Consider the following 23,292-nt stretch of genomic DNA (forward strand, 5'->3'; position numbering starts at 1 on the left):
ACGGCTGATATTACAGTGTGGTAGCCGCAGATCCCACGCTTTCCGCACCATCGAAGGTGAAAATACCGCCCGTCGCATAGGCCGCTTCATCAGACGCGAGATAGACATAAAGCCCCGCCAGTTCTTCCGGTCGGCCATGCCGGCGCATGGGGATGATGTCGTTCACCCGCTTCAGCATTTCCGGGCTGTATTCGGCATCCTGCATCGGTGTGGATGTATAACCGGGATTGACCGCATTGACGCGCACCTTGGGGGCCAGCTCGATCGCCATGGTGCGCATCATCGCCAGAACGGCACCCTTGCTGGCATTGTAATCGGAATAGTGGCGATAGCCGACGACGCCGGCAGTGGAAGCGGTGATCACGATGGCACCACCATCGGCCTTCATCATGTGTCTGGCGGCCAGTTGGCTGGGATAGAACACGCCATGCACATTGACGCGCATCACCCGGTCAAAATCGGCGCGGTCAATGTTGAGGAAATCCTTCCGGATCGAAATGCCGGCATTGGGGATCATCACATCGAGTCCGCCCAGGGCGGCCACCGAGCGAGCGAAGGCCGCGTCGACTTCCCCCGGCTCCGCTACATCGGCGCAAATCACGTCTGAAAGTGCTGGCAACTCCGCCTTGATCTTTGCAGCGTTATCCGGGTTGCGGCACCAGATGCAGACCTTTGCACCCTCGTCCAGAAAGCGCTTGGCAATGGCCGCACCAATTCCAGTGGAGCCCCCGGTGACGATAACACGTTTTCCAGCCAGCCGTTGCATGTGCCGCCTCCCTAAATCGAAAAACCCGGCGGCACCGGATCAAACATCCGCAACAGCTGGGTGCCAAAGCGGCTTTCAATACTCGCTGTCAATCCGGGCTTGGCCGCTTCCGTCACTTTGATGTCGAGACCAAGCGCATCGAAAAGTTTGCGCAATTCCGCTGCCTTGGGCGAAAACACTTCCACACCCACAAGCTTGCCGCCGCGCGGCGCTGTCTTGGCTGGGTGCTCGCTGTCCTGCCAATCGATGAAGAAGGGTACCAGCGCGCCGAAGCCATGATCGTTGATGCCAAAGCATGTCCAGCCCAGCCAATTGCCATTGGGCAGGGTTCTTCCACCCGACACCAGATCACTGTGCGCCAGCCCGGCCGCGACGGCTTTGCTGCGCAAGGCTTCAAGATCCATCCCCCCGATCGCCCAATGATAAAGTCCATGTCCCGAAACACCTCTCAGTTCCGGATACAGGTTGCTTTCCGGCTGGCCCGGGTCGCGGCCCAGAATTTCGAGATAGGTCGTGTCCGAGAGCGAGAGCAGCCGGTTGGCCGTGCCGCCGCCGGGATGCTCTCCGCCATAGGCAGATGGGACATCCATCGTTTCAGCGAAAATGCGTTCGCCTTCGGCCAGATCGGCACAATACCAGACAAGATGATCAACGCGCATGTTCAAAAACTGGCACAGAGATCGGCAGGAGTCCATTGGAACTCACCAGGCGTGGCCAATTCATTTCCGCCGCGCGGTGCTCCCCCGCTCGAGAATCTTGTAGCCCATATCCACGCGCCTCGGCGCAGTGACACGGCTCTTTTCAATTTTGGCGAGCACCGCTTCGGCCGCCATTTTCCCGATGTCGTAGCGCGGCGTGGCCACCGTGGTGATCGGCGGGGAGGCATAGGCCGCGAATTCGAGATCATGAAATCCAATGATCGAAATTTTCTCCGGAACGCTGATGCCAAGCTCGCGGCATTTCATCACCGCCCCCATGGCCAGATTGTCGTCGATGCAGAACAGTGCGTCCGGCATGGCGCCACCCTTCACCATGTCGGCCAGAATGGCGGAACCAAGTGCAATCGTGCTGGGCAGCGGCTTTGAAAAAATCAGATGATCGTGCGCAATGCCCGCCTGCGTCATCGCGGATTGGTAGCCTTCGAGGCGCGCGGCGGCGCGGATATCCATGCTGCCCATCACAAAGCCAACCTGGCGGTGCCCCAGATCCAGCAGGTGTTGCGTCGCCGCCCGGCCCGCAGCGACATGCGACAGGCCGATATTCACATCCACCGGGTCATCCGAGAGTTCAAAGGTTTCGACCACCGGAATCTTTGCTTGCTTGAGCAAGCGCCTGGTCATCGGCGTGTGGTCCACGCCAACAATCACGATGGCTTCGACACGCTGGCCCAATAGAGTGCGCACCGCCTTTTCTTCCTCGATGGCGGAATAGCGGCTGTTGACCACCACGACCTGAAAGCCGGCATTGGGAAACACTTCATGCAGGGCGCGCAGATAGTCGGCAAAGATCACATTATAGAGCGTGGGCACGATGACGCCCACAGAGTGGCTACGTGCCGATGCCAGCCTGCTGGCCGCGAGATTGGGCACATAGGCCAGCTTTTCCACCGCAGCGTCAATCCGCTGCCGGAGTTCAGGAGAAACCACATCGGGGTCACGCAGCGCGCGTGAAACCGTGATTGGGCTCACATTCGCCAGACGGGCCACATCATCCAATGTCTTGCGTTTTCTCGTGATGGCACTCTCCCCACCTGCCGTCTACTGGTCAGACCATAGGCTGATGCACCGCAAAATCCAATACATTTGACAGCGCTGTCATTTCGCGTATGGTCCCAGCCTGCCTGAGCAAACATAATCAGCCGAGAACAATCTCGCGGGCTCTGGCAGCGTGACCCGGAATCAGCCGGAGCGCAGTTTCGGGAGGAACTAAATGGCACTTTCATTCAATACGCGCTGGTTGGTGGCCGCTGGCCTGTCGACCTCTATGTTCACTGCGCTTGCAACATCGGCTCATGCAGCGCCGGAAGTTGTTGCCGGGCCGGCAGCTCAGGCGGAATGCTTCGCACCCTGGGCCGCTGATACTAAATTCTTCAAATTCCCCAAGAAGGCCGGGCCTTATCGTATCGCTCTGGCCAATGGTTACATCGCCAACACCTGGCGCATCCAGATGGTGCAAACCGCCAAGGCCTATGCTGCCCAGAAAGACGTGGCGGCCAAGCTGAAGGAGTTCAAGGTGGTTTCCACCGGTGAAGACGTGCCGGCGCAAATCTCCGCCATCAACAACTTCATTGACTCCGGCTATGACGCCATCGTCGTCAACGCCCAGAACCCGACTGCCTTCGCGCCCGTCATCAAGCGCGCCAAGGAAGCCGGCGTGGTGCTCGTTGCCTTCGACAACATTCTGGACACCCAGGATGCGATCAATGTGAACGTGGACCAGAAGGGCCTTGGTGTTCTCTGGGCCAATTGGCTGATCAAGAATGTGCCGAATGGCGGCAAGGTGCTTGAAGTGCGCGGCGTGGCCGGCACCTCGGTTGATACCGACCGCCACAACGGCATTCACGAGACCCTCGATGCCTCCGGCAAGAAGTGGGAAGTGACAGAAGTTGTCGGCAAGTGGGATGACGGTGTTGCCCAGAAGGCCGCTGCTGACGCCATTGCCACCAATGGTCCCTTCGATGGCTATACGGCACAGGGTGGCGACACCGGCGTGGTGCAAGCCATGATCGACGCCAAGCAGAAATTCGTGCCATTCGGCGGTGAAACCGAAAACGGCTTCCGCAAGTTCTGCTCGGAACATGCTGGCGACGGCCTGAAGTGCTCGTCTGCCGGCACCGGCCCTGCCCAGGTTGCCGTGGCCATCAAGACGGCCATTGCTGCTCTGGAAGGCGAAGTTGTTCCGCAATCGGTGAAGCTGCCACTGGCCATCGTGGAAGACCCGAACTTCAAGGCCGGCACGGACTTCTTCCCTGACCAGTCCAACAACTTCTTCGTGGGCAATTCCTTCCCCACCTGCGGCATCAACTTCTCTGCCCAGGAAATCATGGGGCAGACCAAAGAAAACCAGTAAATCTGGTTTTACTCCCGGGGCGCGTCGTGGAAGCAATTCCACGGCGCCCCTTTTGATCTGCTGGAGGTCGTTTGACGGATTCTGTTCCCCTGTTGCATCTGGAAGGCGTGTCGAAACGCTATGGTGGTGTGCGTGCGCTTGAAAAGGCTGGTCTGGATATATGGCCGGGCCGCATCCATGCCATTCTGGGTGAGAATGGTGCTGGCAAATCCACTCTCATCAAAGTGATTGCTGGCGTGGTGGCACCGGATGAGGGCAGCATGGCGCTGGATGGCAAGCAGGTTTCCTTTGCCTCGCCCGCTGAAGCCAATGCTGCCGGGATCGTCTGTATCTTCCAGGAACTTTCGCTGATCCCAGAATTGTCGGTGGCCGATAACATCATCATCAGCAATCCGCCCAAGCGCTTTGGCTTGATTGACCGCAAGAAGCAGCGCGCCTTGGCGGAAGAAGCTTTAGCGCAGGCCGGAGCTGAAGGCATTCACCCGCTGGCTTTGGTGAAGGATCTGCCTTTGTCGCGCCGGCAGATGGTGGAAATTGCCAAGGCCCTGGCGCGCAAGCCGAAGCTGCTGATCCTTGATGAAGCCACATCGGCGCTCACCGCGTCGGACGTTGAAAAGATTTTTGCCGTTCTCAAGCGCCTACGTGGCGAAGGGCTGGCGCTGCTTTATATTTCGCACCGCATGCATGAAATCGCCGAACTGGCGGATGAATGCACGGTGTTCCGCAACGGCCAGAAAATTTCCACTTACAAAGCCGGCACCAAGACCAATAACGAAGTGGTGGAGCTGATGATCGGGCGTGAATACAAGAATGTGTTCCCCGAAAAGCTCAAGGTTGCTGCCGACAGCAAGGCGCCTGCGCTGGCGGTGAATAATCTTTCGTGGACGGGCCGGCTGGACAAGGTTTCAATGGCGGTGCGCCCCGGCGAGATCGTGGGCCTCGGTGGGCTTGATGGGCAGGGGCAACGTGAATTGTTGCTGGCCTTGTTTGGCGTGCTGCGTGGCTGCAGCGGCGAAGTCATGATCGATGGCAAGGAATGCAAGATCGGCAGCCCGCAAACCGCCAAGAGTGACAGGATCGGCATGGCGCTGATCCCGGAAGATCGCAAGACCGAAGGCCTGATGCTGCCGATGACGGTGCGCGAAAATCTTTCGTTGTCGTCCATGCCACGCATTTCGAATTTCGGCATCATCGACCGCGCGCGCGAACAGGACATGCTGGACCAGATGATCGAGCTTCTGGCCATCAAGACAGCCAGCCCCGATATTCCGGTGGGCTCGCTGTCCGGCGGTAACCAGCAGAAGGTCGTCATCGCCAAATGGCTGATGAATAGCCCGCGCATTATTCTTCTGAATGACCCGACGCGCGGCATTGATGTGGGCACCAAACAGGAGCTTTACCGTCTGCTGCATAAGCTGGCCTCGGAAGGGGCGGCCATCGTGTTCTATTCCACCGACTATGATGAGCTGATCGGCTGCTGCAACCGCGTGCTGGTCATGTATGACGGCAAGGTGATCCGTGAACTGGAAGGTGACGGGATCACCGAACATGCGCTGATCGCCAGCGCGCTTAATATCGAAACCGAAAAGGCAGCCCACGCATGAAAGACTGGCGTTTCTGGCTTGCCGAGCAACGCGGCACTTTGGTGGCCATCGGCATCTTTGTGGTGATGTTCATCATCTACACGTCAAACCATCCGGCCGGCTTTTCCGTCAATGTGGTGCAGACGGCCTCCAACAAGGGCGTATTGCTGGCCTTCGTGGCCATGGCGCAGGCCTTGGTGGTGATCACATCGGGCATTGATCTCTCCGTCGGCATGATTTTCACGCTGACCAATTGCCTCGCCTCATGGTTGGTCACAGGGTCGCCCACGCAAGTGGCCTTTGGCGTGGTCGTCGTGCTGCTGGTGGGTGCGCTCTGCGGTGCCATCAATGGGTCCATCGTGATTTTCGGGCGCTTGCAACCCATCGTGGCCACCATCGCCACGGGTGCGATTTATTTCGGCATTGCCCTCGCCTTGCGGCCCCACCCCGGCGGTACTGTGGATGAAACACTGGCTGATGCATTGACTGGCAAACTCTTCGGCTTTCTGCCGACAAGCCTCGTTACGCTGCTGGTGGTGATCCTGGTGGTTTGGGTGCCCTTCAGCCGCTCCGAAACGGGCCGCGCCGCCTATGCGGTGGGTTCATCCGAACAGGCGGCTTACATGTCGGGCATGCCGGTCAAGCGCGCCAAGCTTTTGGCCTACACCATTTCCGGCCTGCTCTCGGCCATCGGTGGGCTGTTCCTCACCTTCTTCACCTATACGGGTGATGCGGCCTATGCCAGCGGCAATGCCTATACGCTGTTCTCCATTGCAGCTGTGGTTCTGGGTGGCGTGTCGCTGTTCGGCGGGCGTGGCAGTGCCATTGGCGCGGTGTTCGGCGCGCTGGCCTTCCGTACCATTGGTGACTTGCTGTTCGTGTTTGATTTTGATCCACTGTGGCAGCCGCTATTCCAGGGCGTGGTCCTGATGCTGGCGGTGAGCATCAGCGCCTTTGGGCTGCTGCGTATCCGCAACCGGCTGGAGTGGTTCGGATGAGTGCCGTGATGGAAAATATGCAGAAATTGTCGAAACGCTTTGATCCCGCCGTACTCACGGCCTTTGGCTGCATCATCCTCCTGTTGCTGGTGGGCAGCATCTATTCGCGCAACTTCCTATCGCCGGAATATCTGCTGCAACAGTTGAAGGTGGCATCGTTCCTTGGCGTGATCGCCACCGGCATGATGTTTGTCATTCTCGTGGGGCAGATTGACCTGTCGCTGCCCTGGGTCGTCACCGTGGGTGCCATGATGTCGAGTGCGCTGGCGAGCTTCGGACCTACGGGCGCGGTGTTTGCTATTCCCTTTGGCATTCTGTGCGGCATTTTGCTGGGGCTGCTGAACGGCTTTGGCGTGGCCTATTTACGCATCCCGTCGATGATCATCACACTAGCCACCAATGCCGTCGCGCAAGGGCTGATGGTGGTTTACACCGGCGGCTTCTCACCGCAGGACACGGCCTCGCCGGCGATGCGTTACATTGCAACCGGATCGATCATTCCCACCATTCCCAATGCGGTCGTCTGCTGGGTGATCATCGGTGCGGTGGCGGTGTTCGTGCTGACGCGCACAACATTTGGCCGTTCTGTCTATGCCATCGGCAATCGTGAGCGTGCGGCCTATCTTTCCGGCCTCAATACAAGGCGCATCGTGATGCTGGTCTTCGCGATCTCAGGCGGGCTTGCAGCCCTGGGCGGCATCATGCTGGCGGGCTATGCGTCCAAAGCAGCGCAATCGATGGGTGATGCCTATCTGCTGCCGGCCATTGCCGCCGTGGTGCTGGGCGGCACGTCGATCCTCGGTGGCCGCGGCAGCTATCTGGGTACCGTCGCCGGCGTGCTGCTGATCACGCTACTGCAATCCATCCTGTCGGTCATGCAGATGCCGGAATTCGGCCGGCAGATCGTCTATGGCGTGGTGATCGTGTTGATGCTGCTGCTTTACGGCCGCGAAAAGAAGCTGCGCTAAAACCTATTTCAGCACATCGGGATTCCACACCCGGTTGTGCTCAATCAGCCAGGCCCAGATGCGTATGGCATCGGCGACCTCGCCTGCTGGCGGCATGGCTTGCGTGCCCGGCACTGATGGCAACAATGATGGCGTGAGCACGGCGCGCGTGGCGCTGTGACCGGGCAGCATCATGGTTTCAAGCCCCACATCAAGCCTGCTGCCACCGTTGCGGATGGCCAAGGCACGTGGCGGCCGCGCAGGCGATGCGCTCAGCAGATCGCGGCCCAGCGTCATGGCCGGACGCCAGTCTCCCGCCAATGCCAGCACCGTAGTGGCAATGTCGGACTGGCTGGATGGCTCCTGATTTATGCGCGGCTGGCCGATGATGGCCGAACCTCCGGAAATGATCGCGCCGGTGAAATTGGTGTCGTTGACCGGCTGGCCCGTCGATGTGCCCTGGTTGAGGAAATTAGCGTGATCACCCAGGATGATGACCACCGTGTCTTTCCACCGGGCCCGCTGCTTCAGCGCGGCGAAGACGCGCGCCAACTGAGCATCCATGCCATGAATGGAATGCGCATAATTTACGGCGAGATCCTTGCCGAAGGTCCAACCGCCGCTATCGTCCTGATAGGCATAGGGTAGATGCGGTTCCTTGGTAAAATACATGCCGAAGATCGGCTTGTTGCTTCCGTCGCCGTCGGCTGCTCCCACCCATTTGATGAATTCATCTGCCGTCACGGCGTCACTGGAAGGCAGGCCCTTGGCCACGCCATCCACCACATCCTCAAAAACATTATAGACCCAACGGGTCTTGTCGTCGTAGCGAACGTCATAAGTGATCACGCCGGTATGATAGCCATCGCTGCGCAAGCGAGAACCCAAGCGATCAAAGGCCGTATCGGGATAGGCGGCATCCAACCGCTTCACCGGATGCATCCACGCGCCCGATGAAATGCCGACAAAGCCTGGCCCGGACGGAAAACCATTGGACAGAAAATGCTGGAACACCACACCATGCGCCGCCATGTCCTCAATGGCCGGCACAGAGACCAGATTCTGGCCACCCGGATTGGTGGGCTTCAAGCTTTCGCCGCGCATGCTTTCCACCACGAAGACAAAGATATCCGGCTTCACTGCGGGCGCGGCCGGTGGTTCCCTCCAGCGGTAGATCAGCGGATAGGTGTCATCCGCCCATTCAGCCCCTTGCGGCAAGCCAGCGAAATTGCGGATGCTTTTGATGGCATCTGCTTCAGACATGCCAAGGCGCGCGCCGTCAGCGCCGGTGGCTTGCGCCAGATAATCCATTTCGACAGGTTGCAGCACCTGTGGGAACACGTAGAAAATCCCACCCGCCAGAACAGCGCCTGCCATCGGGGTCAGAAAGGCTGCACGCCAAGACAGAGGTGTGAGGGAGGGCCTGAGGCCGAGACGCACAAATTGCCAGAGCATCCACAGTATGAAGAGCGCAAGGAAGCTCACGCCCGAAAGAACGGCAGGCCAATAGGCGATCACCGGCTTCCAGAAATAATCAGACTGAAACAGGCCCCAGCCCGCAAAATGCCGGAGCGTGGAGGGTGTCAGCCTTTCGCCGATGATCGCAAACAGGATCGGATCAGACAGGCTGAGGAACAGCAGAGCCGACAGCGCAATCAGCGCGGCCGCTGTGACCAGTGCGCGCAAAGGTGAGAGATAGACCAGCTTCCAGACCAGCAGGAACAAGCCGCCAATTAGCAAGGTCATACCGAGATGAAAGCCCGTGGCCGTGGCCCAGCCCCACAGACTTTCACGATTGATGAATGATGAAACCGCCAGCACGCAGATGCGCAGGATCACCAGCAGCAGCAAGGCAGTGACGATAGGATGCGTTGAATGCTTGCGCGTTGTCTCGGTCACTGGTGCCACCCCGTGTCATACCCCCACGCCTTCCTACGGAAAGGGCCTGGCCTGTCAAGCACATCCGGGTCCGGATTGGCCATTGCGAAAGGCGGCGCGCGCGGCCTATAGCTTTCAGAATGTCACAGGATTTCTGCCATGCAAACGCTGTCTCAAGATTTCAGCATCTCCGCCCAGATCCAGCCAGAGGAAGTGGCGCTGATTGCCAGGGCCGGTTTCAAAAGCATCATCTGCAACCGCCCCGATGGCGAGAGTTTTGACCAGCCGGATTTTGCTCTGATCGAGCAGGCCGCAACAGATGTGGGCGTGCAGACCCGTTATATCCCGATCATTCCGGGGCAGACAAATCCTGAGGATATCACCGCCTTTGCTCAGGCGATGCGCGACATGCCCAAGCCCATCCTGGCCTATTGCCGCTCTGGCGCACGCTGCAACATGATCTGGCAATTGAGCCGGGGCTAACGATGCCGGACTATGATTATGTGATCGTGGGGGCTGGTGCTGCCGGTGCCGTTCTCGCCAATCGCCTTTCCGAAAATCCCAACACCAAAGTGGCGCTGATCGAAGCGGGTGCTGACCGCAACGACAAAAGCAGGCTGGTGCGCATGCCGCTGGCCATGGTGACCTTCATGGCGCCAGCCTTGGCCTTTCTCGGCGGCGCCAAATTCATGGACTGGTTTGAAACCGAGCCGGAACCCGGCTTGCAGGGCCGCAAGATTGCCTTGCCGCGCGGCAAGGGCACGGGTGGTTCCACCAATGTGAATGGGCAGATTTTCATTCGCGGCCAGCGCGACGATTATGATGCCTGGGCGGCACTGGGCAACACAGGTTGGGGCTATGACGACATGCTGCCCTATTTTCGCAAGCTTGAGCGTTTTGAAATGCTGGCTGAGCCGCGCTCCGGCCGCCATCTGCCCAGCACAATGCAACAGATTGATCCGGCTTATCACGGCACCAACGGGCCGCTGAATATTGCCTCCATCCGTAGCGTCAATCCGATGACGCGGGTTTACCTGGAGGCCATGCAGCAGCGGGGCTATGGCCTCAACGCAGATTTCAACGGCGCATCACAGGAAGGTGCTGGCATCTACACCTTCACCCAGCGCGGGGGCTTGCGTGAAACGTCGGAGAGCGCCTATCTCACGCCCATCCGCCACACACGGCCCAATCTTACGGTGCTCACGGGCAAGCAGGTGACGCGCGTGCTGTTCGAGGGCAAGCGCGCCATTGGTGTTGAGGCCAACGGCGAGAAAATTCTGGGCCGCGAAGTGATCTTGTCAGCCGGGGCATTTGTCTCGCCGCACCTTCTGCAACTCTCCGGCATCGGCGATGCCAAGGAGCTCACGAAACACGGCATATCCGTGTTACACAATCTGCCCGGCGTGGGCGGCAATTTGCAGGACCATCTCGACATCACGCTCGAATACCGCGCCAAAACCACAGCGCCTTATGGCATTTCGTGGAAGGCACTGCCGCGCAATATCCTGCATGTATTGGATTGGGTATTCCGGCGGCGCGGGCTGTTTGCTTCCACCACCGGCGAAGGCGGCGCGTTTCTCTCCACCGTGCCGGGTGTGAGGCGGCCCGATATTCAGCTGTTTTTCTGCACCGCCGTGGGCAACACGCAGAATGCTGCCGGCTTCACCGGCCATGGATTCCTCATGCATGTCTGCCAGTTGCGCCCGGGCAGCATTGGCCGCCTGAGCCTCATCTCGTCTGACCCCAAGGTGAAGCCATCCATTCTCTACAATTTCTTCCGCGATAAAAGCACGATGGATGCCTTGCGCCAAGGCGTGCGCATCTCTCGCAAGATCATCGCGCAACCTGCCTTCGCGCCACATCTGAAGGCGGAAGTTTCTCCCGGCCCGGAGGTTGAAAGCGATGGCGCAATTGATGCCTTCATCCGGCAGACGGTGGGCACGCTGTTTCATCCCGCAGGCACCTGCAAAATGGGCAGGGATAAAGACGCGGTGGTTGATCCTGCGAATTTGCGCGTGCATGGCGTCGATGGATTGCGGGTGGTGGATGCTTCGGTGATGCCGCTGATTGTTTCGGGCAATACGGTGGCTGCGACTTATGCGCTAGCCGAGAAGGCAGCCGATTTAATATTGCGTGGCTAGTTTGTAGCCCGGCTTGAAATAGAGCCTCAAATACGTCACCGATTTTCCATTGAGCCAAGTGGTACGCTCGGTCAGCAGCGAGGGCGCGCGTGTACCTTTGCCGATCAGCTTGTGGACATGCGGGGGCGGCATGATGGCTGAAATATCCAGCTCCACGTCATTGAAAGGCACACGGTCAATCAGCCATTCATTCGGGCTGACGGTCGAGAAATCGGCCTGCGCCGCCTCTGGCAGTGTGTGCAGATTGATCCAACGCTCTTCCACCTGATGTGGCGCGTCATCGGCAAGATGCAGGCAAATCACATGCAGAAGCTTGGCCTTGCCTGTCAGGCCCAGCCTTTCACGTAAGGCGGTATCGGATGTTTCCTGTACGCAGCTGAGCAGCCTGTAGCCATAGCGTGCATTGGCTTCGATTTCTTCGCGGATCAGTGGAATGGTGAAGCGTGCGGCGCGCAGGCGGGCGGCACGCACCCGCGTACCGCTTTTTCGTTTGCGCTCCAGATAGCCCTGCTCCACCAGTTCCAACATGGCCTTGTTGGCGGTGGCGCGGGCCACGCCAAATTCCTGCGCCAGCTCGATCTCGCCGGGCACTAGCACCCCTGGCTTCCAGATTCCGGACTGGATTCTGCGCAGCACATCATCGCGCACGCGCCTGTAACCTTGAGATGCAACGACCTTTGCATTCATCCTGCCACCTGCGCTAGCGTGGTGCGTGCGAACAGGTGTGCTTGTGCTTTCATGATCGTCATTCCGCCCCGCGACTTTACGACCATGCCGTGGAAGAATGGTGGCGGCGTCACCCATGAAATCATCAAGCGCGAAGCGGCGGGCAAAATGCTCTGGCGCTTCTCGGTGGCCGATGTGACGAGTGATGGCCCCTTCTCGCGCTTCGAGGGATTGGACCGCATACTCACGGTAATCGAAGGGGCGGGCCTGATGCTGGCCGCGCCGCAAGGCTGGCTGCAGGCTTTGCCGTTCGAGCCGGTGGCGTTTTCCGGCTCATGGCCGATCACCAGCACAAGGCTGGGCGGTAATGTGCAAGACTTCAACCTGATATATGACCCCGCAATCATCGCCGCAAATGTGAGCATGGAGCGCGGCATCCTGGAGCTTGAGGCGCAGCCTGCATCTCTCTTCCATGCCGTGCTGCTTACTGGAGCGGGCGTATTGCAACACCACGAGCCGGTGGTCGCCGACAGTTTCATTCTGCTGGAAGAAGGCACCTGCCGGATTGAAAGCAACGCGCCCATGCTGCATGCCACTTGCCGGGCCATCGCCGCTACATGACCGCGCGCAAACGCGCCATGGTCTTGCGGAAGCGGGCTGAGACCTGGTCACGCGCCACATGCCTGCCGCTGCGCACCTGATGGCGGCCAGCTGACCACATATCTGTCACCACATCATCTGACGCGGCAAAGCACCAGCCATCCAGCAGCTGATTTTCTGAAAGGCCGCACAGCGCATCATGCGTGCTGTCAATCGCCACCAGATCAGCCAGCTTGCCGACTGCGATCGCGCCCGCATCGCGGCCCAAGGCTTGCGCGCCGCCTGTTGCAGCTTGCGTGTAGAGCCACTGCCCTGTGGAGCCTTGGCCCGGCACCATTACATTGCGCGAAAGATCACGCAGGCGTTGCGAATATTCGAGTGTGCGCAATTCCTCGCCCAGCGCGATGCGCACATTGGAATCCGAACCGATGCCGAATTTTCCGTGCGCGGCCAACCAGGCCGGCCCGCCGAAAGGCCCATCACCGAGGTTTGCCTCGGTGATGGGACACAGGCCTGCCACAGCCCCCGTTGTGGCCAGCCTGTGCGTCTCTTCAGCAGTCATATGCGTGGCATGGATGAGGCACCAATTGTAGCCAACCGGTGAATTGGCCAGAAGCCAATCCACCGGTCTTTCCCCCAGCCACGAAAAAACGTCTTCTACTTCCTTGGGCTGCTCGGCCACATGGATGTGCACCGGCAGCTTGCCAGCCAGCGGCAGAACCGCCTTCAAATCATCAGGTGATGTGGCGCGCAATGAATGCGGCGCGATGCCAACAATTGTATCATGCGGCAGGGCTTTCGCGGATGAACGACAGGCTTCCACCAATTTTGCAAACCGCGCTACGTCATTGCCGAAACGCAATTGCCCGCCGGCCATTGGCTTCATGCCAGCGCCGCCGTAAGTATAGAGAACCGGCAGATGGGTGAGGCCGATGCCGGTGGCACTGGCCGCCGCGAAAATACGGTGCGAAAGTTCAGCGAGATCGGCGTAGGGCGCGCCACCCTTCTGGTGATGCACGTAATGGAATTCACCGACAGAGGCGTAACCCGCCTCCTGCATCTCAATGAAAACCTGCGCGGCAATGGCCTCAATGTCATCCGGTGTCAGATGTTCGAGAAACCGGTACATGGTTTCGCGCCAGGTCCAGAAGCTTTCGCGGCCCGCCACTTTGTGTTCGGTCATGCCGGCCATGGCGCGCTGGAAGGAATGCGAATGCAGATTGGCAAGAGCGGGAAGCAAGGTATCGACGCATATGTCGCCCGCTTCGGGCGCGGCATTCGGCGTTACGCTGGTGATGATGCCACCCGCAAATGCAATGCGCAGGTTGCTGACCCATTGGTCCGCAATCAAGCCGCGCTTTGCAAAAAGGGTGGAAGGCATCAAATTCTCAAATTATTATGTCTAGACATAATAATCGCAAGGGCATAGAGATTTGTAAAGCGCTTCCTTCATGAGGCTGGGGAACTGATGTCCGCCGATCGCATGCTTTTCATCAATGCCACAGCTGCCACCATGGCCCATGGTGGTTATGGCCTGATCGAAGACGTTGCGATTGCATGCGAAAATGGCGCCATCGGCTGGGTGGGCAGACAAGCCGATTGCCCTGCTCCGTTTAAAAAATTCACCTCGAACGATCTGGGTGGGAGGCTCATCACGCCGGCCTTGATCGATTGCCACACGCATATTGTTTACGGCGGCAACCGCGCGGCTGAATTTGAAATGCGTCTCAAGGGTGCCACTTATGAAGAAGTGGCGCGCGCCGGTGGCGGCATCGTGTCGACCGTGAAGGCTACGCGACAGGCCAGCCTTGATGATTTGGTGCAGCAGGCTTTGCCGCGCATTGATGCGTTGCTGGCCGAAGGTGTTGCCGTCATCGAAATCAAATCGGGCTACGGGCTTGATATTGAGACAGAGATCAACATGCTGCGCGCAGCGCGACGCATTGAGCAATTGCGCGCGGTTAAAATCGTCACAAGTTTCCTTGGCGCGCATGCCATTCCGCCAGAATATAAAGACCGCGCCAATCTCTACATTGATGACGTTTGCATTCCCGCACTGAAAGCCGCCCATGCTGAGAAACTGGTCGATGCGGTCGATGGCTTCTGCGAAGGCATCGCGTTTTCGCCTGCGCAGATCACGCGTGTATTCGATGTAGCAAAAGCATTGGGCCTACCCATCAAGCTGCATGCCGAACAGCTGTCCAATCTGCATGGTGCCGCTCTTGCCGCCTCATATGGTGCGCTGTCGGTTGAACATCTGGAATATGTGGATGAAGCCGGCGTTGCCGCCATGGCCAAGGCGGGCAGCGTGGCCAATATTTTGCCAGGTGCGTTTTACACATTGCGCGAGAAGCAAGCACCGCCGATTGATCTGTTCCGCAAACACAAAGTGCCGATGGCGATTTCGACTGATGCCAATCCCGGCTCGTCGCCGCTCACATCCTTGCTGCTGGCGATGAACATGGCTTGCACTTTGTTCCGGATGACACCGGAGGAAGCACTGCTCGGTGTCACCGCTCATGCTGCAAAGGCGCTAGGGCTCAACAATCATGGCGTGATCGCCGAGGGACATGCGGCGCAATTCGCCGTTTGGAACATCACGCATCCCGCTGAACTTTCATACCGCATCGGGTTCAACCCGCTGCATCAACGCATCATGGGGAAACTCGCATGACCACGCTCACCCTGAAACCCGGCCACGTCACGCTGGCCGATCTGCGCCGCATTTACCGCGACGGCGCCTCTGTCGTGCTGCATGAGAGTGCCAAGGCCGGCATCGAAGCGTCATCGCAGATTGTAACGCGCGCCGCGCAAGGCAATGTGCCGGTTTATGGCGTGAATACTGGCTTCGGCAAATTGGCCTCGGTGCCGATCCCACCGAAGGATACGGTGCAATTGCAGCGCAATCTCATCCTCAGCCATTGTGCGGGCGTGGGTGAAGAAACGCCTGAAGCTGTGGTGCGGTTGATGATGGCGTTGAAGCTTTTGTCGCTCGGCCGCGGTGCGTCTGGTGTGCGCTGGGACTTGGTCGTGTTGCTGCAGGCGATGCTGGAAAAGAATGTTACGCCCGTGGTTCCCGCGCAGGGCTCGGTGGGTGCCAGCGGCGATCTCGCACCGCTTGCGCATATGACGGCAGTGATCATCGGCGAAGGCGAAGCGCTTTATAAAGGCGAACGCCTCGGCGGCGCTGCTGCGTTGAAGAAGGCCGGCCTCGGCCATATTCCTCTCGGCCCGAAGGAAGGTCTCGCCTTCATCAACGGCACGCAATTCTCCACGGCCTATGCGCTGGCTGGATTGTTTGATGCCTGGACCGCAGCGCAATCGGCGCTGGTCACGTCAGCCCTTTCAACCGATGCAATCATGGGTTCGACAGCGCCACTGCAGCCGGAGATTCACGAATTGCGCGGCCATGCCGGGCAGATTGAATCCGCCTCTGTGATGCGCCAGTTGCTCGATGGTTCGGTGATCCGCGAAAGCCACCGCAAAGACGACACACGCGTGCAGGACCCCTATTGCATCCGTTGCCAGCCGCAAGTGACGGGTGCGGCAATTGACGTGCTGCGCATGGCGGCACGCACGCTAGAGATCGAAGCCAATGCCGCTACCGATAATCCGCTGGTGCTGAAATCCACCGGCGAGATCGTGTCAGGCGGCAATTTCCATGCCGAACCGGTGGGCTTTGCCGCCGACATGATGGCACTGGCCATTTCCGAAATCGGCGCCATAGCACAACGCCGCGTGGCGCTGATGGTCGATCCCACTTTGTCGTTTGATCTGCCGCCTTTCCTCACGCCCAATCCCGGTTTGAATTCCGGCTTCATGATTGCCGAAGTCACCTCGGCGGCGCTGATGAGCGAGAACAAGCATCTCGCCACGCCGACGGTGACCGACTCCACGCCCACTTCCGCCAACCAGGAAGACCACGTGTCGATGGCTGCGCATGGCGCGCGCAGGCTCAGCCGCATGAATGCCAATCTGCGGCGCATCCTCGGCATTGAATTGCTGTGTGCTGCACAAGGCGTGGAATTCCGCGCACCGCTGGTCACCTCGAAGCCGCTGCAAAGGGTGGTGGCGCATTTGCGCAAGAGCGTTGAGACATTGAAGGATGACCGCTACATCGCGCCCGATCTTGAAAAGGCTGCGACGCTGATTGCCGATGGTTCCATCGCTGCAGCAGCTGGCCTGGCGCTGCCGGATTTCAGCACATGAATCCGGTTGAGGTCATCCAGGGTGATGGGCCCGTGATCCTCGGCCTGCCGCATGGCGGCACGCATGTGCCCGCTGATATTGGCATGCGTTTGAACCACAATGGCAAGCTGTTGGCCGATACCGATTGGCACATCACGCGGCTCTATGATGGCCTGCTGCCTTCGGCCACGACTGTTGCCGCCACCTTTCATCGCTACGTGATCGATGCCAACCGTGACCCTTCCGGCCAATCACTTTATCCCGGCCAGAACACCACGGAACTCTGCCCCACATCTGATTTCGATGGCTTTCCGATCTGGCTCGCCAAGCCCAGCGAAGATGATATTTCCGCGCGCCGCGCTGCATTTCACGCGCCTTATCACGCCGCACTCGCTGCCGAAGTGGCGCGCGTGAAGGCCAAGCATGGCGTGGCCATCGTCTATGATTGCCATTCCATCCGTTCGCGCATTCCGTTTCTGTTTGAAGGCATCCTGCCCACACTGAATATAGGCACCGATATGGGCAAGACCTGCGACGCGGAGATCGAGCAGGCCACATTTGAAATCGCCAAGGCTTCCGGCCACACGCATATTCTGAACGGTCGCTTCCGTGGCGGCTGGACCACACGCCATTATGGCCAGCCGGCACATGGCGTACATGCCATTCAGATGGAAATCACCCAGAGTGCCTATCTCGATGCCGAGGCGCCGCCGTTTTTCTATTCCCAGCCCAAGGCCGAAGCCTTGCGCGTTACATTGAAAACCATTCTCGAAACTCTTGAGGCACAAGCCAAGGAACTTGCATGATGGATAATCCACGCCACAACAGCCGCGACGTTTTTCCTCCCACCGGCACGGAGATCACAGCCAAGAGCTGGCTCACCGAAGCGCCGATGCGCATGCTGATGAACAATCTGCATCCCGATGTGGCGGAGAATCCGCATGAGCTCGTCGTCTATGGTGGCATCGGGCGCGCGGCGCGCACCTGGAAGGATTTCGATCTCATCGTCTCGTCGCTGAAATCGCTGGAGGCTGATGAAACGCTGATCGTGCAATCGGGCCGCCCGGTTGCGGTGATCAAGACCCATGCCGATGCACCGCGCGTGCTGATTGCCAATTCCAATCTGGTGCCGAAATGGGCCACCTGGGATCATTTCAACGAGCTCGATAAGAAGGGCCTGATGATGTACGGCCAGATGACGGCCGGTTCGTGGATCTATATCGGCACGCAGGGCATCGTGCAGGGTACCTATGAAACTTTCGCCGAAGCTGGCCGCCAGCATTACAATGGCAGCTTGAAGGGCAAATGGATTTTGACCGGGGGCCTCGGTGGCATGGGCGGTGCGCAGCCTCTTGCTGCGGTGATGGCGGGGGCGTGCTGCCTCGCGGTTGAATGTGATGAGACGCGCATCGATTTCCGTCTACGCACGCGTTACGTCGATGCGAAAGCCAAGACGCTGGATGAAGCGCTGGCGATGATCGATGAGTGGACCAAGGCTGGCGAAGCCAAGTCCGTTGGTCTTGTCGGTAATGCGGCCGACGTGTTCCCCGAAATTTACAAGCGCATGAAAGCCGGTGGCATGCGGCCTGATATCGTCACTGATCAAACATCCGCACATGATCCGCTGCATGGCTATCTGCCGCTGGGCTGGAATGTGGGCGAATGGCGCGCCAAGCAGGAGAGCGATCCGAAGGCCGTCGAAAAAGCTGCGCGCGATTCGATGAAGAAACACGTCGCTGCCATGGTGGATTTCTGGAATGCCGGCGTGCCGACGCTCGACTATGGTAACAATATCCGCCAAGTGGCGAAGGACGAAGGCCTCGAAAACGCCTTCGCGTTTCCTGGCTTTGTGCCCGCCTATATTCGCCCATTATTCTGCCGTGGGATCGGCCCGTTCCGGTGGTGCGCGCTGTCGGGCGATCCGGAAGACATCTACAAGACCGATGCGGCGATGAAGAAGCTGTTCCCGGACAATGCGCATCTGCATCGCTGGCTCGACATGGCGCGCGAACGCATTGCCTTCCAGGGTCTGCCCGCGCGCATCTGCTGGATCGGCCTTGGTGATCGGCATCGCGCTGGCCTGATGTTCAATGAGATGGTGAAGAGCGGCGAGTTGAAGGCACCCGTCGTGATCGGGCGTGACCATCTGGATTCAGGCTCGGTTGCCTCGCCCAACCGCGAGACCGAAGCGATGAAGGATGGTTCGGATGCGGTCTCCGATTGGCCGCTACTCAATGCGCTGATCAACACCGCCAGCGGAGCCACCTGGGTGTCGCTGCATCATGGCGGCGGCGTGGGCATGGGTTATTCTCAGCATTCCGGCGTGGTCATCTGCGCCGACGGCACACCGGAAGCCGCCAAGCGTTTGGGCCGCGTGTTGTGGAACGATCCCGCGTCGGGTGTGTGGCGGCACGCGGATGCCGGCTATGACATCGCGATCGAGAGTGCCAAGAAACACGGGCTGCGATTGCCCGCGATCCTCGGCAACTAAGTCACCTCCACCGGCTTGCTGCGGAAGCGTTTCACCGTTTCCGGCAGCGCCTTGCGGCACACGACAGGCGGCAGGCCTTTGAGGATCAGCTCCGCATCGGCCACCGCTTGCCTGCCGATATCGAACAGCGCGCTCGGCATGCCGCCGGTGCGATGGGCGGAGAGCAGCAGGCCCTCCACCTTGCGCACCGGATCATCCTTGGCCACGGGTTCCTCCGGGAACACATCGGTCGCGGCGCGGAATTTTCCAGCGGCGACCATTTCCACGAAGACCGGGAAATCCACCACAGCAGCGCGGCTCATCAGCAGGAAGATGGCATCAGGGCGGATCAGCGACAGCTTGGCGCGGTCGAGGAAGCCCTGGTTCTCGGAGGTCACGCCGGCGAAGACCAGAATGATGCGACTCTCGCTGAGCACCTGTTCCAACGATGCCGACTTCACACCCACGCGCTGCAGCACATAATCCGGCACCCAGGGATCATAGACGCTAATCTCACAATGAAACGGCTGCACCAGCTTGTGAAAGCTGCGCGCCAGATCGCCGTAACCAATCATGCCCAGCTTCTGGCCACTGATGCTGAAGCTGCCATGATTGCCATCAAGCCCATAGCCCTCTGTGCCGCGGCGGAAATCACGGTCGGCCTTGGTGATGCCGCGGGCCAGATCAATCGCCATGCCCAACGCGCTTTCTGCCACCACATCGGCAAAAGCCGAGCCAGGGGTGAGCACATGGATGCCATTGCTGAAGCAATAATCATAATCAATCGCATCGGTAAAATTGGTTTCCACATCGATGATGGCGCGCAGCTTTTTGGCTTTCTCCAATCGCACGCGCGGCAGTTTGGTCTGCCCCATGATGAGCACCACGTCGGGTAGATATTTCTCCACCATGTCATCGGGCATGCGGCCCTGATCATGCGTCACCACTTCGCCCAGGCTTTCCAGCTTGGCGCGGACGGCAGGTTCAAAGATCGACTCGAGCGGGCGGGGACTTGAATCAACTAATATCAGCGGGCGGGACAAGGTGGCTTCCTTTCGTTTCCGGCAGGATGGCGCGCCATAGTCAGAAAAGCAATTTCTCTGCCTGCTTCACCTTGGATAATTTATCCGCCAGGCGCGTGGGCTCCGGCAGGCGGTGGCGCAGCAGGCAGCGCTGCGTAATCTCCAGCGCCGTTGCCATCGAGACGCGGTGGCCGGGCGAGATAAACAATGGGTTCACATTGTCACGGCTGCGCAGCACTACACCGATCTGTTCATTGCCCGCCATCAGCGGGCTGCTATCGCCCTTCGCGGGGCCCGGCATTTCAAAGCTGCCGGTCAGGCGCGATTTGCCAACGCCAATCGCCGGGTGATCGAGGATCACACCCAGATGCGCAGCAATGCCCATGCGGCGCGGATGCGCGATGCCCTGCCCATCCACCATCAGCAGATCAGGCAGGCTTTTCAATTCGGCCAGTGCTGCAAGAATGGCTGGAATTTCACGGAAGGCCAGCAGGCCGGGAATATAGGGAAAATCCTCTGGCACAAAAGCCTGCACCTGTTCGATGGGCTTCAGATCATCCACAGTCATGGTGACAATAGAGGCATGCGCCAAACCGCGCTGCACATCATAGCCCACATCAATTCCAGCAATCAGATTGGGCGCGCTGAAATCATCACCCACTCTCAGCTTCGCACGCAGCTCGCGCTGAATCTGATGCGCCTCGGCCGCGTTCGCAGGCGTCAGGAATTCCGGCAATGACAACATCAACTCGGCCTCATGCCACACTTAATGCAGCATGGGCCGGTTTGTTCAAGGCCCCTTGCAGACAGGCAATGGCCCTGCTGGCTTGACAGGATTGTCCGCTTCATATTGCGCGATGATCGGCCCCAGCACACTGTTGGACCAGAATTTCGGCGCGCCGATCTGCTTCAAACAGGCAGCGTTCCAATAGGCACCAGCTTCCTTCTTGTTCACCGCCTCGATATCTTTGGACTCCGGATAAATATAAAGCGTGGCCGGATCGCCCTTCAGCTTCGGGATAATCTCGCGCGCATCAGAAGGCGTCCAGCTGGTGCAGCCATTGCTGCGCCCGCCGGAATAATCGATCAGCTTGCCGAAGGGCACCATGCCATCCTTGTCGGCAAAATGGCTGTCTGGCATTTTGCGCATGCAGACGGCACGCAGCAAGGCAGATGGATGCCCGCCGATTTCGCGCTTGCGTGAAAGGGCCGCTTCACCTTCGCCGTCAAACTGGATGAAGGTGCGCTGGAAAGCGGTGAGCTGCTTGAGCGAAGACCGGTAGTAGCCCTTGAACGATGTCTTGGTCTCGCGGGTGATATAGCTGCCGCCCATGGTGAGGTTGGAATCCAGCGCATTGCCGAAGTTCTTCACGCAAGAGCGGCCGTTGGAAAAATTCTTTACACCTTTCAGATTGCGCCCGCTGCCATGGCCCACGGCCAGCGCGCGAAAGGTCTGTGCTGCTTCGCAGATCACATAGAAGCGATGGCCGCCGCCCATGTCAGCTGCCTTGGTGGCGTCCATGGCGAAATAGCAGGGGTTCTTCACAGTGCCATCGGCCTTCTTCTTCAGATAGAGCGCACGGGCACGTTCCAAAACCACAGGTGCGATCTGGCCGTCACCGGTGCCGACATTGGCTTGCAACCAGGCGGGGGTTTGGGCTTCAACTGCCATAGAGGGCCGCGGGGTTGAAAGAACAAGCAATGCGGCAAGTGCAATAGCAATGCGAATGTAAGCAGGTCTGAAAAACACCGAATATGATCCACTCGATTTTTGGAGTTTCACCCCTAGCTTAAAAAACACTCACCAAGCAATGTTTTCCATGTGCCACTTGCCAAGCTGGGATGACAAATGTGTAAATTCACAACTATAACAAAAGGCCACCTGCGAGCGAGGCTCGCAGGTGGCCTTTGTTGCTGAAAGACTCGAATTACATGCCAGTAAACGCGCCGGCTTCACAAGCCGTGGTGAACTCTTCAATGGTCAATTTGCCTGGCGTCTTCGTGGTCATTTTGTTGGCCATCATCTTATCCATAAATGGCTTCGTTTCTGCGTCTGTCCAAGCTCCATTGCCAGAATGGGCTTTCTTTGCCATAGCTTCGCAATCTGCTTTGGCCATCGGAACAAGCGGTTGATCATCTGCACCTTTAGACGCATCATTTGATGTTTGGGCAAATGCACAAGTCGCGGTGAGGGCTGTGATGGCCACAGCCATAATGATTTTCTTCATCGAACGTCTCCTGGGTTATTGTGCTTGCTGCACTGATGACCCAATCCCTTCGGAGGACGTTTGTTCCGTCGCGAATTAATTTCACTTAATGCGGCGAAGGAACGGTTTTTTACCCAATCATGCAGTGGCTTTTGTCAGTACACGTCAGCCGACCGCACACAGGGTCCTGATGCAAGTGCAATTTATTCGCGAGTTGCGAGAGATATCTATTTGAGTTCCAGGGCCACGGTTCCCGAAACCGGATCCGTCAACCCAAGTCCGTTGCCCATGTCTTCCAGCAGTGGGCGGAACTTGTCGAGCATGCTGATCATCTGTGGCCGTGCGCCGGCGATGCTCTCAAACTTGTCCCATTTGCCGACAAAGCAATAAGCGTCTGTGCCCGTATTGATGAGTGCCGCTTCGATCAGTCCCGCCATCGGCGGCGCATTGCGGTGGGCATCCAAAAAAGCCTCGCCCTTGCCAGGCTTCAGCTTGAAACGCACAATGTTATATGCCGTCATATCAACCTCCCAAGAAGTATCGACACGACCCCCGACAGGTTGATTCATTACGCTTTGGTTATGAAGGGAGTCAACACGGTGGGCAGGGGAATGGAAATGGCGGAGAGGGAGGGATTCGAACCCCCGGTACACTTGCGTGTACTTCGCATTTCGAGTGCGACGCGATCGACCACTCTGCCACCTCTCCGCAGGGCCTGGCTTTAGAAGCAAGGTTGGTCGTGGGGCGGTCAATAGCC

The 23,292-nt window shown here is 58.7% G+C and carries 22 protein-coding genes and 1 tRNA gene; 11 read left to right on the forward strand and 12 right to left on the reverse strand.

Annotated features, from left to right (window positions below):
• Window positions 1–10: 10 nt before the first annotated feature.
• The 3 genes from F8B91_RS09930 to F8B91_RS09940 are packed head-to-tail and all read right to left on the reverse strand — an operon-like array spanning window position 11 to window position 2,481.
• Window positions 11–766 (reverse strand): SDR family NAD(P)-dependent oxidoreductase, encoded by a 756-nt coding sequence (locus F8B91_RS09930; protein ID WP_196503545.1) that lies wholly within the window; start codon window positions 764–766, stop codon window positions 11–13.
• Between the two features lie 11 nt (window positions 767–777).
• The gene (locus F8B91_RS09935) at window positions 778–1,425 is read right to left on the reverse strand and encodes a VOC family protein (protein ID WP_196503546.1); all 648 of its coding nucleotides are present in this window, start codon (window positions 1,423–1,425) and stop codon (window positions 778–780) included.
• A 60-nt stretch (window positions 1,426–1,485) separates the two neighbouring features.
• Entirely contained in the window at window positions 1,486–2,481 is a 996-nt protein-coding gene (locus F8B91_RS09940; RefSeq protein WP_210324349.1) for a LacI family DNA-binding transcriptional regulator, read from the reverse strand.
• Between the two features lie 268 nt (window positions 2,482–2,749).
• On the opposite strand from F8B91_RS09940, the gene F8B91_RS09945 reads away from it, so the two are divergent.
• From F8B91_RS09945 to F8B91_RS09960, 4 genes are all read left to right on the forward strand, one after another.
• On the forward strand, window positions 2,750–3,835 hold the full coding sequence (locus F8B91_RS09945; RefSeq protein ID WP_196503962.1) for a sugar ABC transporter substrate-binding protein: 1,086 nt from the start codon (window positions 2,750–2,752) through the stop codon (window positions 3,833–3,835).
• Window positions 3,836–3,906: 71 nt separating this feature from the next.
• Window positions 3,907–5,439 carry a sugar ABC transporter ATP-binding protein gene (locus tag F8B91_RS09950; RefSeq protein ID WP_196503547.1) on the forward strand — a complete coding sequence of 511 codons (1,533 nt, stop codon included), beginning with the start codon at window positions 3,907–3,909 and terminating at the stop codon, window positions 5,437–5,439.
• Between the two features lie 53 nt (window positions 5,440–5,492).
• Complete coding sequence (locus F8B91_RS09955; RefSeq protein WP_432432039.1) at window positions 5,493–6,416, forward strand: ABC transporter permease; 924 nt, start codon at window positions 5,493–5,495, stop codon at window positions 6,414–6,416.
• Complete coding sequence (locus F8B91_RS09960; RefSeq protein WP_246715011.1) at window positions 6,413–7,384, forward strand: ABC transporter permease; 972 nt, start codon at window positions 6,413–6,415, stop codon at window positions 7,382–7,384. The genes F8B91_RS09955 and F8B91_RS09960 overlap by 4 nt, the downstream gene beginning before the upstream one ends.
• A 3-nt stretch (window positions 7,385–7,387) precedes the next feature.
• Here the strand turns inward: F8B91_RS09960 and F8B91_RS16930 are convergent, their stop codons facing one another.
• Window positions 7,388–9,262, reverse strand: a complete 1,875-nt coding sequence (locus F8B91_RS16930) for a sulfatase-like hydrolase/transferase (protein WP_196503549.1) — start codon at window positions 9,260–9,262, stop codon at window positions 7,388–7,390.
• Between the two features lie 138 nt (window positions 9,263–9,400).
• On the opposite strand from F8B91_RS16930, the gene F8B91_RS09970 reads away from it, so the two are divergent.
• A complete protein-coding gene (locus tag F8B91_RS09970; RefSeq protein ID WP_196503550.1) occupies window positions 9,401–9,724 on the forward strand; it encodes a TIGR01244 family sulfur transferase in 324 nt (107 codons plus the stop codon).
• A gap of 2 nt (window positions 9,725–9,726) precedes the next feature.
• The gene (locus F8B91_RS09975) at window positions 9,727–11,382 is read left to right on the forward strand and encodes a GMC family oxidoreductase (RefSeq protein ID WP_196503551.1); all 1,656 of its coding nucleotides are present in this window, start codon (window positions 9,727–9,729) and stop codon (window positions 11,380–11,382) included.
• Here the strand turns inward: F8B91_RS09975 and F8B91_RS09980 are convergent.
• Complete coding sequence (locus tag F8B91_RS09980) at window positions 11,365–12,069, reverse strand: GntR family transcriptional regulator (protein ID WP_196503552.1); 705 nt, start codon at window positions 12,067–12,069, stop codon at window positions 11,365–11,367. The genes F8B91_RS09975 and F8B91_RS09980 overlap by 18 nt on opposite strands.
• Before the next feature lie 51 nt (window positions 12,070–12,120).
• Between F8B91_RS09980 and F8B91_RS09985 the strand changes: the two genes are divergently transcribed.
• Window positions 12,121–12,669 carry a HutD/Ves family protein gene (locus tag F8B91_RS09985; RefSeq protein ID WP_196503553.1) on the forward strand — a complete coding sequence of 183 codons (549 nt, stop codon included), beginning with the start codon at window positions 12,121–12,123 and terminating at the stop codon, window positions 12,667–12,669.
• On the opposite strand, the gene F8B91_RS09990 is transcribed toward F8B91_RS09985, so the two are convergent.
• Window positions 12,662–14,029, reverse strand: a complete 1,368-nt coding sequence (locus tag F8B91_RS09990) for a formimidoylglutamate deiminase (protein WP_196503554.1) — start codon at window positions 14,027–14,029, stop codon at window positions 12,662–12,664. The two genes, F8B91_RS09985 and F8B91_RS09990, sit on opposite strands and share 8 nt — an antisense overlap.
• An 87-nt stretch (window positions 14,030–14,116) precedes the next feature.
• Between F8B91_RS09990 and hutI the strand changes: the two genes are divergently transcribed.
• The 4 genes from hutI to hutU are packed head-to-tail and all read left to right on the forward strand — an operon-like array spanning window position 14,117 to window position 19,327.
• Window positions 14,117–15,322 (forward strand): imidazolonepropionase, encoded by a 1,206-nt coding sequence (gene hutI, locus F8B91_RS09995; RefSeq protein ID WP_196503555.1) that lies wholly within the window; start codon window positions 14,117–14,119, stop codon window positions 15,320–15,322.
• A complete protein-coding gene (gene hutH, locus F8B91_RS10000; protein ID WP_196503556.1) occupies window positions 15,319–16,857 on the forward strand; it encodes a histidine ammonia-lyase in 1,539 nt (512 codons plus the stop codon). The genes hutI and hutH overlap by 4 nt, the downstream gene beginning before the upstream one ends.
• A complete protein-coding gene (gene hutG / locus F8B91_RS10005; RefSeq protein WP_196503557.1) occupies window positions 16,854–17,642 on the forward strand; it encodes an N-formylglutamate deformylase in 789 nt (262 codons plus the stop codon). Before hutH ends, hutG begins: the two co-directional genes overlap by 4 nt.
• Window positions 17,642–19,327, forward strand: coding sequence for a urocanate hydratase (gene hutU / locus F8B91_RS10010; RefSeq protein WP_196503964.1), 1,686 nt, complete (start codon window positions 17,642–17,644; stop codon window positions 19,325–19,327). Before hutG ends, hutU begins: the two co-directional genes overlap by 1 nt.
• Here hutU and F8B91_RS10015 read toward each other — a convergent pair.
• The 6 genes from F8B91_RS10015 to F8B91_RS10040 form a co-directional block, all read right to left on the reverse strand.
• Complete coding sequence (locus F8B91_RS10015; RefSeq protein ID WP_196503558.1) at window positions 19,324–20,349, reverse strand: NAD(P)-dependent oxidoreductase; 1,026 nt, start codon at window positions 20,347–20,349, stop codon at window positions 19,324–19,326. The two genes, hutU and F8B91_RS10015, sit on opposite strands and share 4 nt — an antisense overlap.
• 40 nt (window positions 20,350–20,389) lie before the next feature.
• Complete coding sequence (gene nfi / locus F8B91_RS10020; protein WP_196503559.1) at window positions 20,390–21,073, reverse strand: deoxyribonuclease V; 684 nt, start codon at window positions 21,071–21,073, stop codon at window positions 20,390–20,392.
• A 45-nt stretch (window positions 21,074–21,118) separates the two neighbouring features.
• On the reverse strand, window positions 21,119–22,000 hold the full coding sequence (locus F8B91_RS10025; RefSeq protein ID WP_432432034.1) for a hypothetical protein: 882 nt from the start codon (window positions 21,998–22,000) through the stop codon (window positions 21,119–21,121).
• 256 nt (window positions 22,001–22,256) lie between these two features.
• The gene (locus F8B91_RS10030; RefSeq protein WP_196503561.1) at window positions 22,257–22,556 is read right to left on the reverse strand and encodes a hypothetical protein; all 300 of its coding nucleotides are present in this window, start codon (window positions 22,554–22,556) and stop codon (window positions 22,257–22,259) included.
• Between the two features lie 206 nt (window positions 22,557–22,762).
• Window positions 22,763–23,056, reverse strand: coding sequence for a DUF718 domain-containing protein (locus F8B91_RS10035; RefSeq protein ID WP_196503562.1), 294 nt, complete (start codon window positions 23,054–23,056; stop codon window positions 22,763–22,765).
• Window positions 23,057–23,153: 97 nt separating this feature from the next.
• Window positions 23,154–23,243: transfer RNA gene (locus tag F8B91_RS10040), tRNA-Ser, on the reverse strand.
• Between the last annotated feature and the right edge of the window lie 49 nt (window positions 23,244–23,292).

Origin of the sequence: Aestuariivirga litoralis, assembly GCF_015714715.1 — a bacterium.
GTDB lineage: Bacteria > Pseudomonadota > Alphaproteobacteria > Rhizobiales > Aestuariivirgaceae > Aestuariivirga > Aestuariivirga litoralis_A.

Excerpts from the sequence above, each read along its gene's own strand:
- hutH (WP_196503556.1), top strand. The coding sequence starts at position 15,319 with ATGACCACGCTCACCCTGAAACCCGGCCACGTCACGCTGGCCGATCTG.
- F8B91_RS10035 (WP_196503562.1), bottom strand. The coding sequence starts at position 23,056 with ATGACGGCATATAACATTGTGCGTTTCAAGCTGAAGCCTGGCAAGGGC.
- F8B91_RS09990 (WP_196503554.1), bottom strand. The coding sequence starts at position 14,029 with ATGCCTTCCACCCTTTTTGCAAAGCGCGGCTTGATTGCGGACCAATGG.
- F8B91_RS09960 (WP_246715011.1), top strand. The coding sequence starts at position 6,413 with ATGAGTGCCGTGATGGAAAATATGCAGAAATTGTCGAAACGCTTTGAT.
- hutG (WP_196503557.1), top strand. The coding sequence starts at position 16,854 with ATGAATCCGGTTGAGGTCATCCAGGGTGATGGGCCCGTGATCCTCGGC.
- F8B91_RS09930 (WP_196503545.1), bottom strand. The coding sequence starts at position 766 with ATGCAACGGCTGGCTGGAAAACGTGTTATCGTCACCGGGGGCTCCACT.
- hutU (WP_196503964.1), top strand. The coding sequence starts at position 17,642 with ATGGATAATCCACGCCACAACAGCCGCGACGTTTTTCCTCCCACCGGC.
- F8B91_RS09980 (WP_196503552.1), bottom strand. The coding sequence starts at position 12,069 with ATGAATGCAAAGGTCGTTGCATCTCAAGGTTACAGGCGCGTGCGCGAT.
- F8B91_RS09935 (WP_196503546.1), bottom strand. The coding sequence starts at position 1,425 with ATGCGCGTTGATCATCTTGTCTGGTATTGTGCCGATCTGGCCGAAGGC.
- F8B91_RS10030 (WP_196503561.1), bottom strand. The coding sequence starts at position 22,556 with ATGAAGAAAATCATTATGGCTGTGGCCATCACAGCCCTCACCGCGACT.
- F8B91_RS09945 (WP_196503962.1), top strand. The coding sequence starts at position 2,750 with ATGTTCACTGCGCTTGCAACATCGGCTCATGCAGCGCCGGAAGTTGTT.
- F8B91_RS10025 (WP_432432034.1), bottom strand. The coding sequence starts at position 22,000 with ATGGCAGTTGAAGCCCAAACCCCCGCCTGGTTGCAAGCCAATGTCGGC.
- F8B91_RS09975 (WP_196503551.1), top strand. The coding sequence starts at position 9,727 with ATGCCGGACTATGATTATGTGATCGTGGGGGCTGGTGCTGCCGGTGCC.
- nfi (WP_196503559.1), bottom strand. The coding sequence starts at position 21,073 with ATGTTGTCATTGCCGGAATTCCTGACGCCTGCGAACGCGGCCGAGGCG.
- F8B91_RS09985 (WP_196503553.1), top strand. The coding sequence starts at position 12,121 with ATGATCGTCATTCCGCCCCGCGACTTTACGACCATGCCGTGGAAGAAT.
- F8B91_RS09970 (WP_196503550.1), top strand. The coding sequence starts at position 9,401 with ATGCAAACGCTGTCTCAAGATTTCAGCATCTCCGCCCAGATCCAGCCA.
- hutI (WP_196503555.1), top strand. The coding sequence starts at position 14,117 with ATGTCCGCCGATCGCATGCTTTTCATCAATGCCACAGCTGCCACCATG.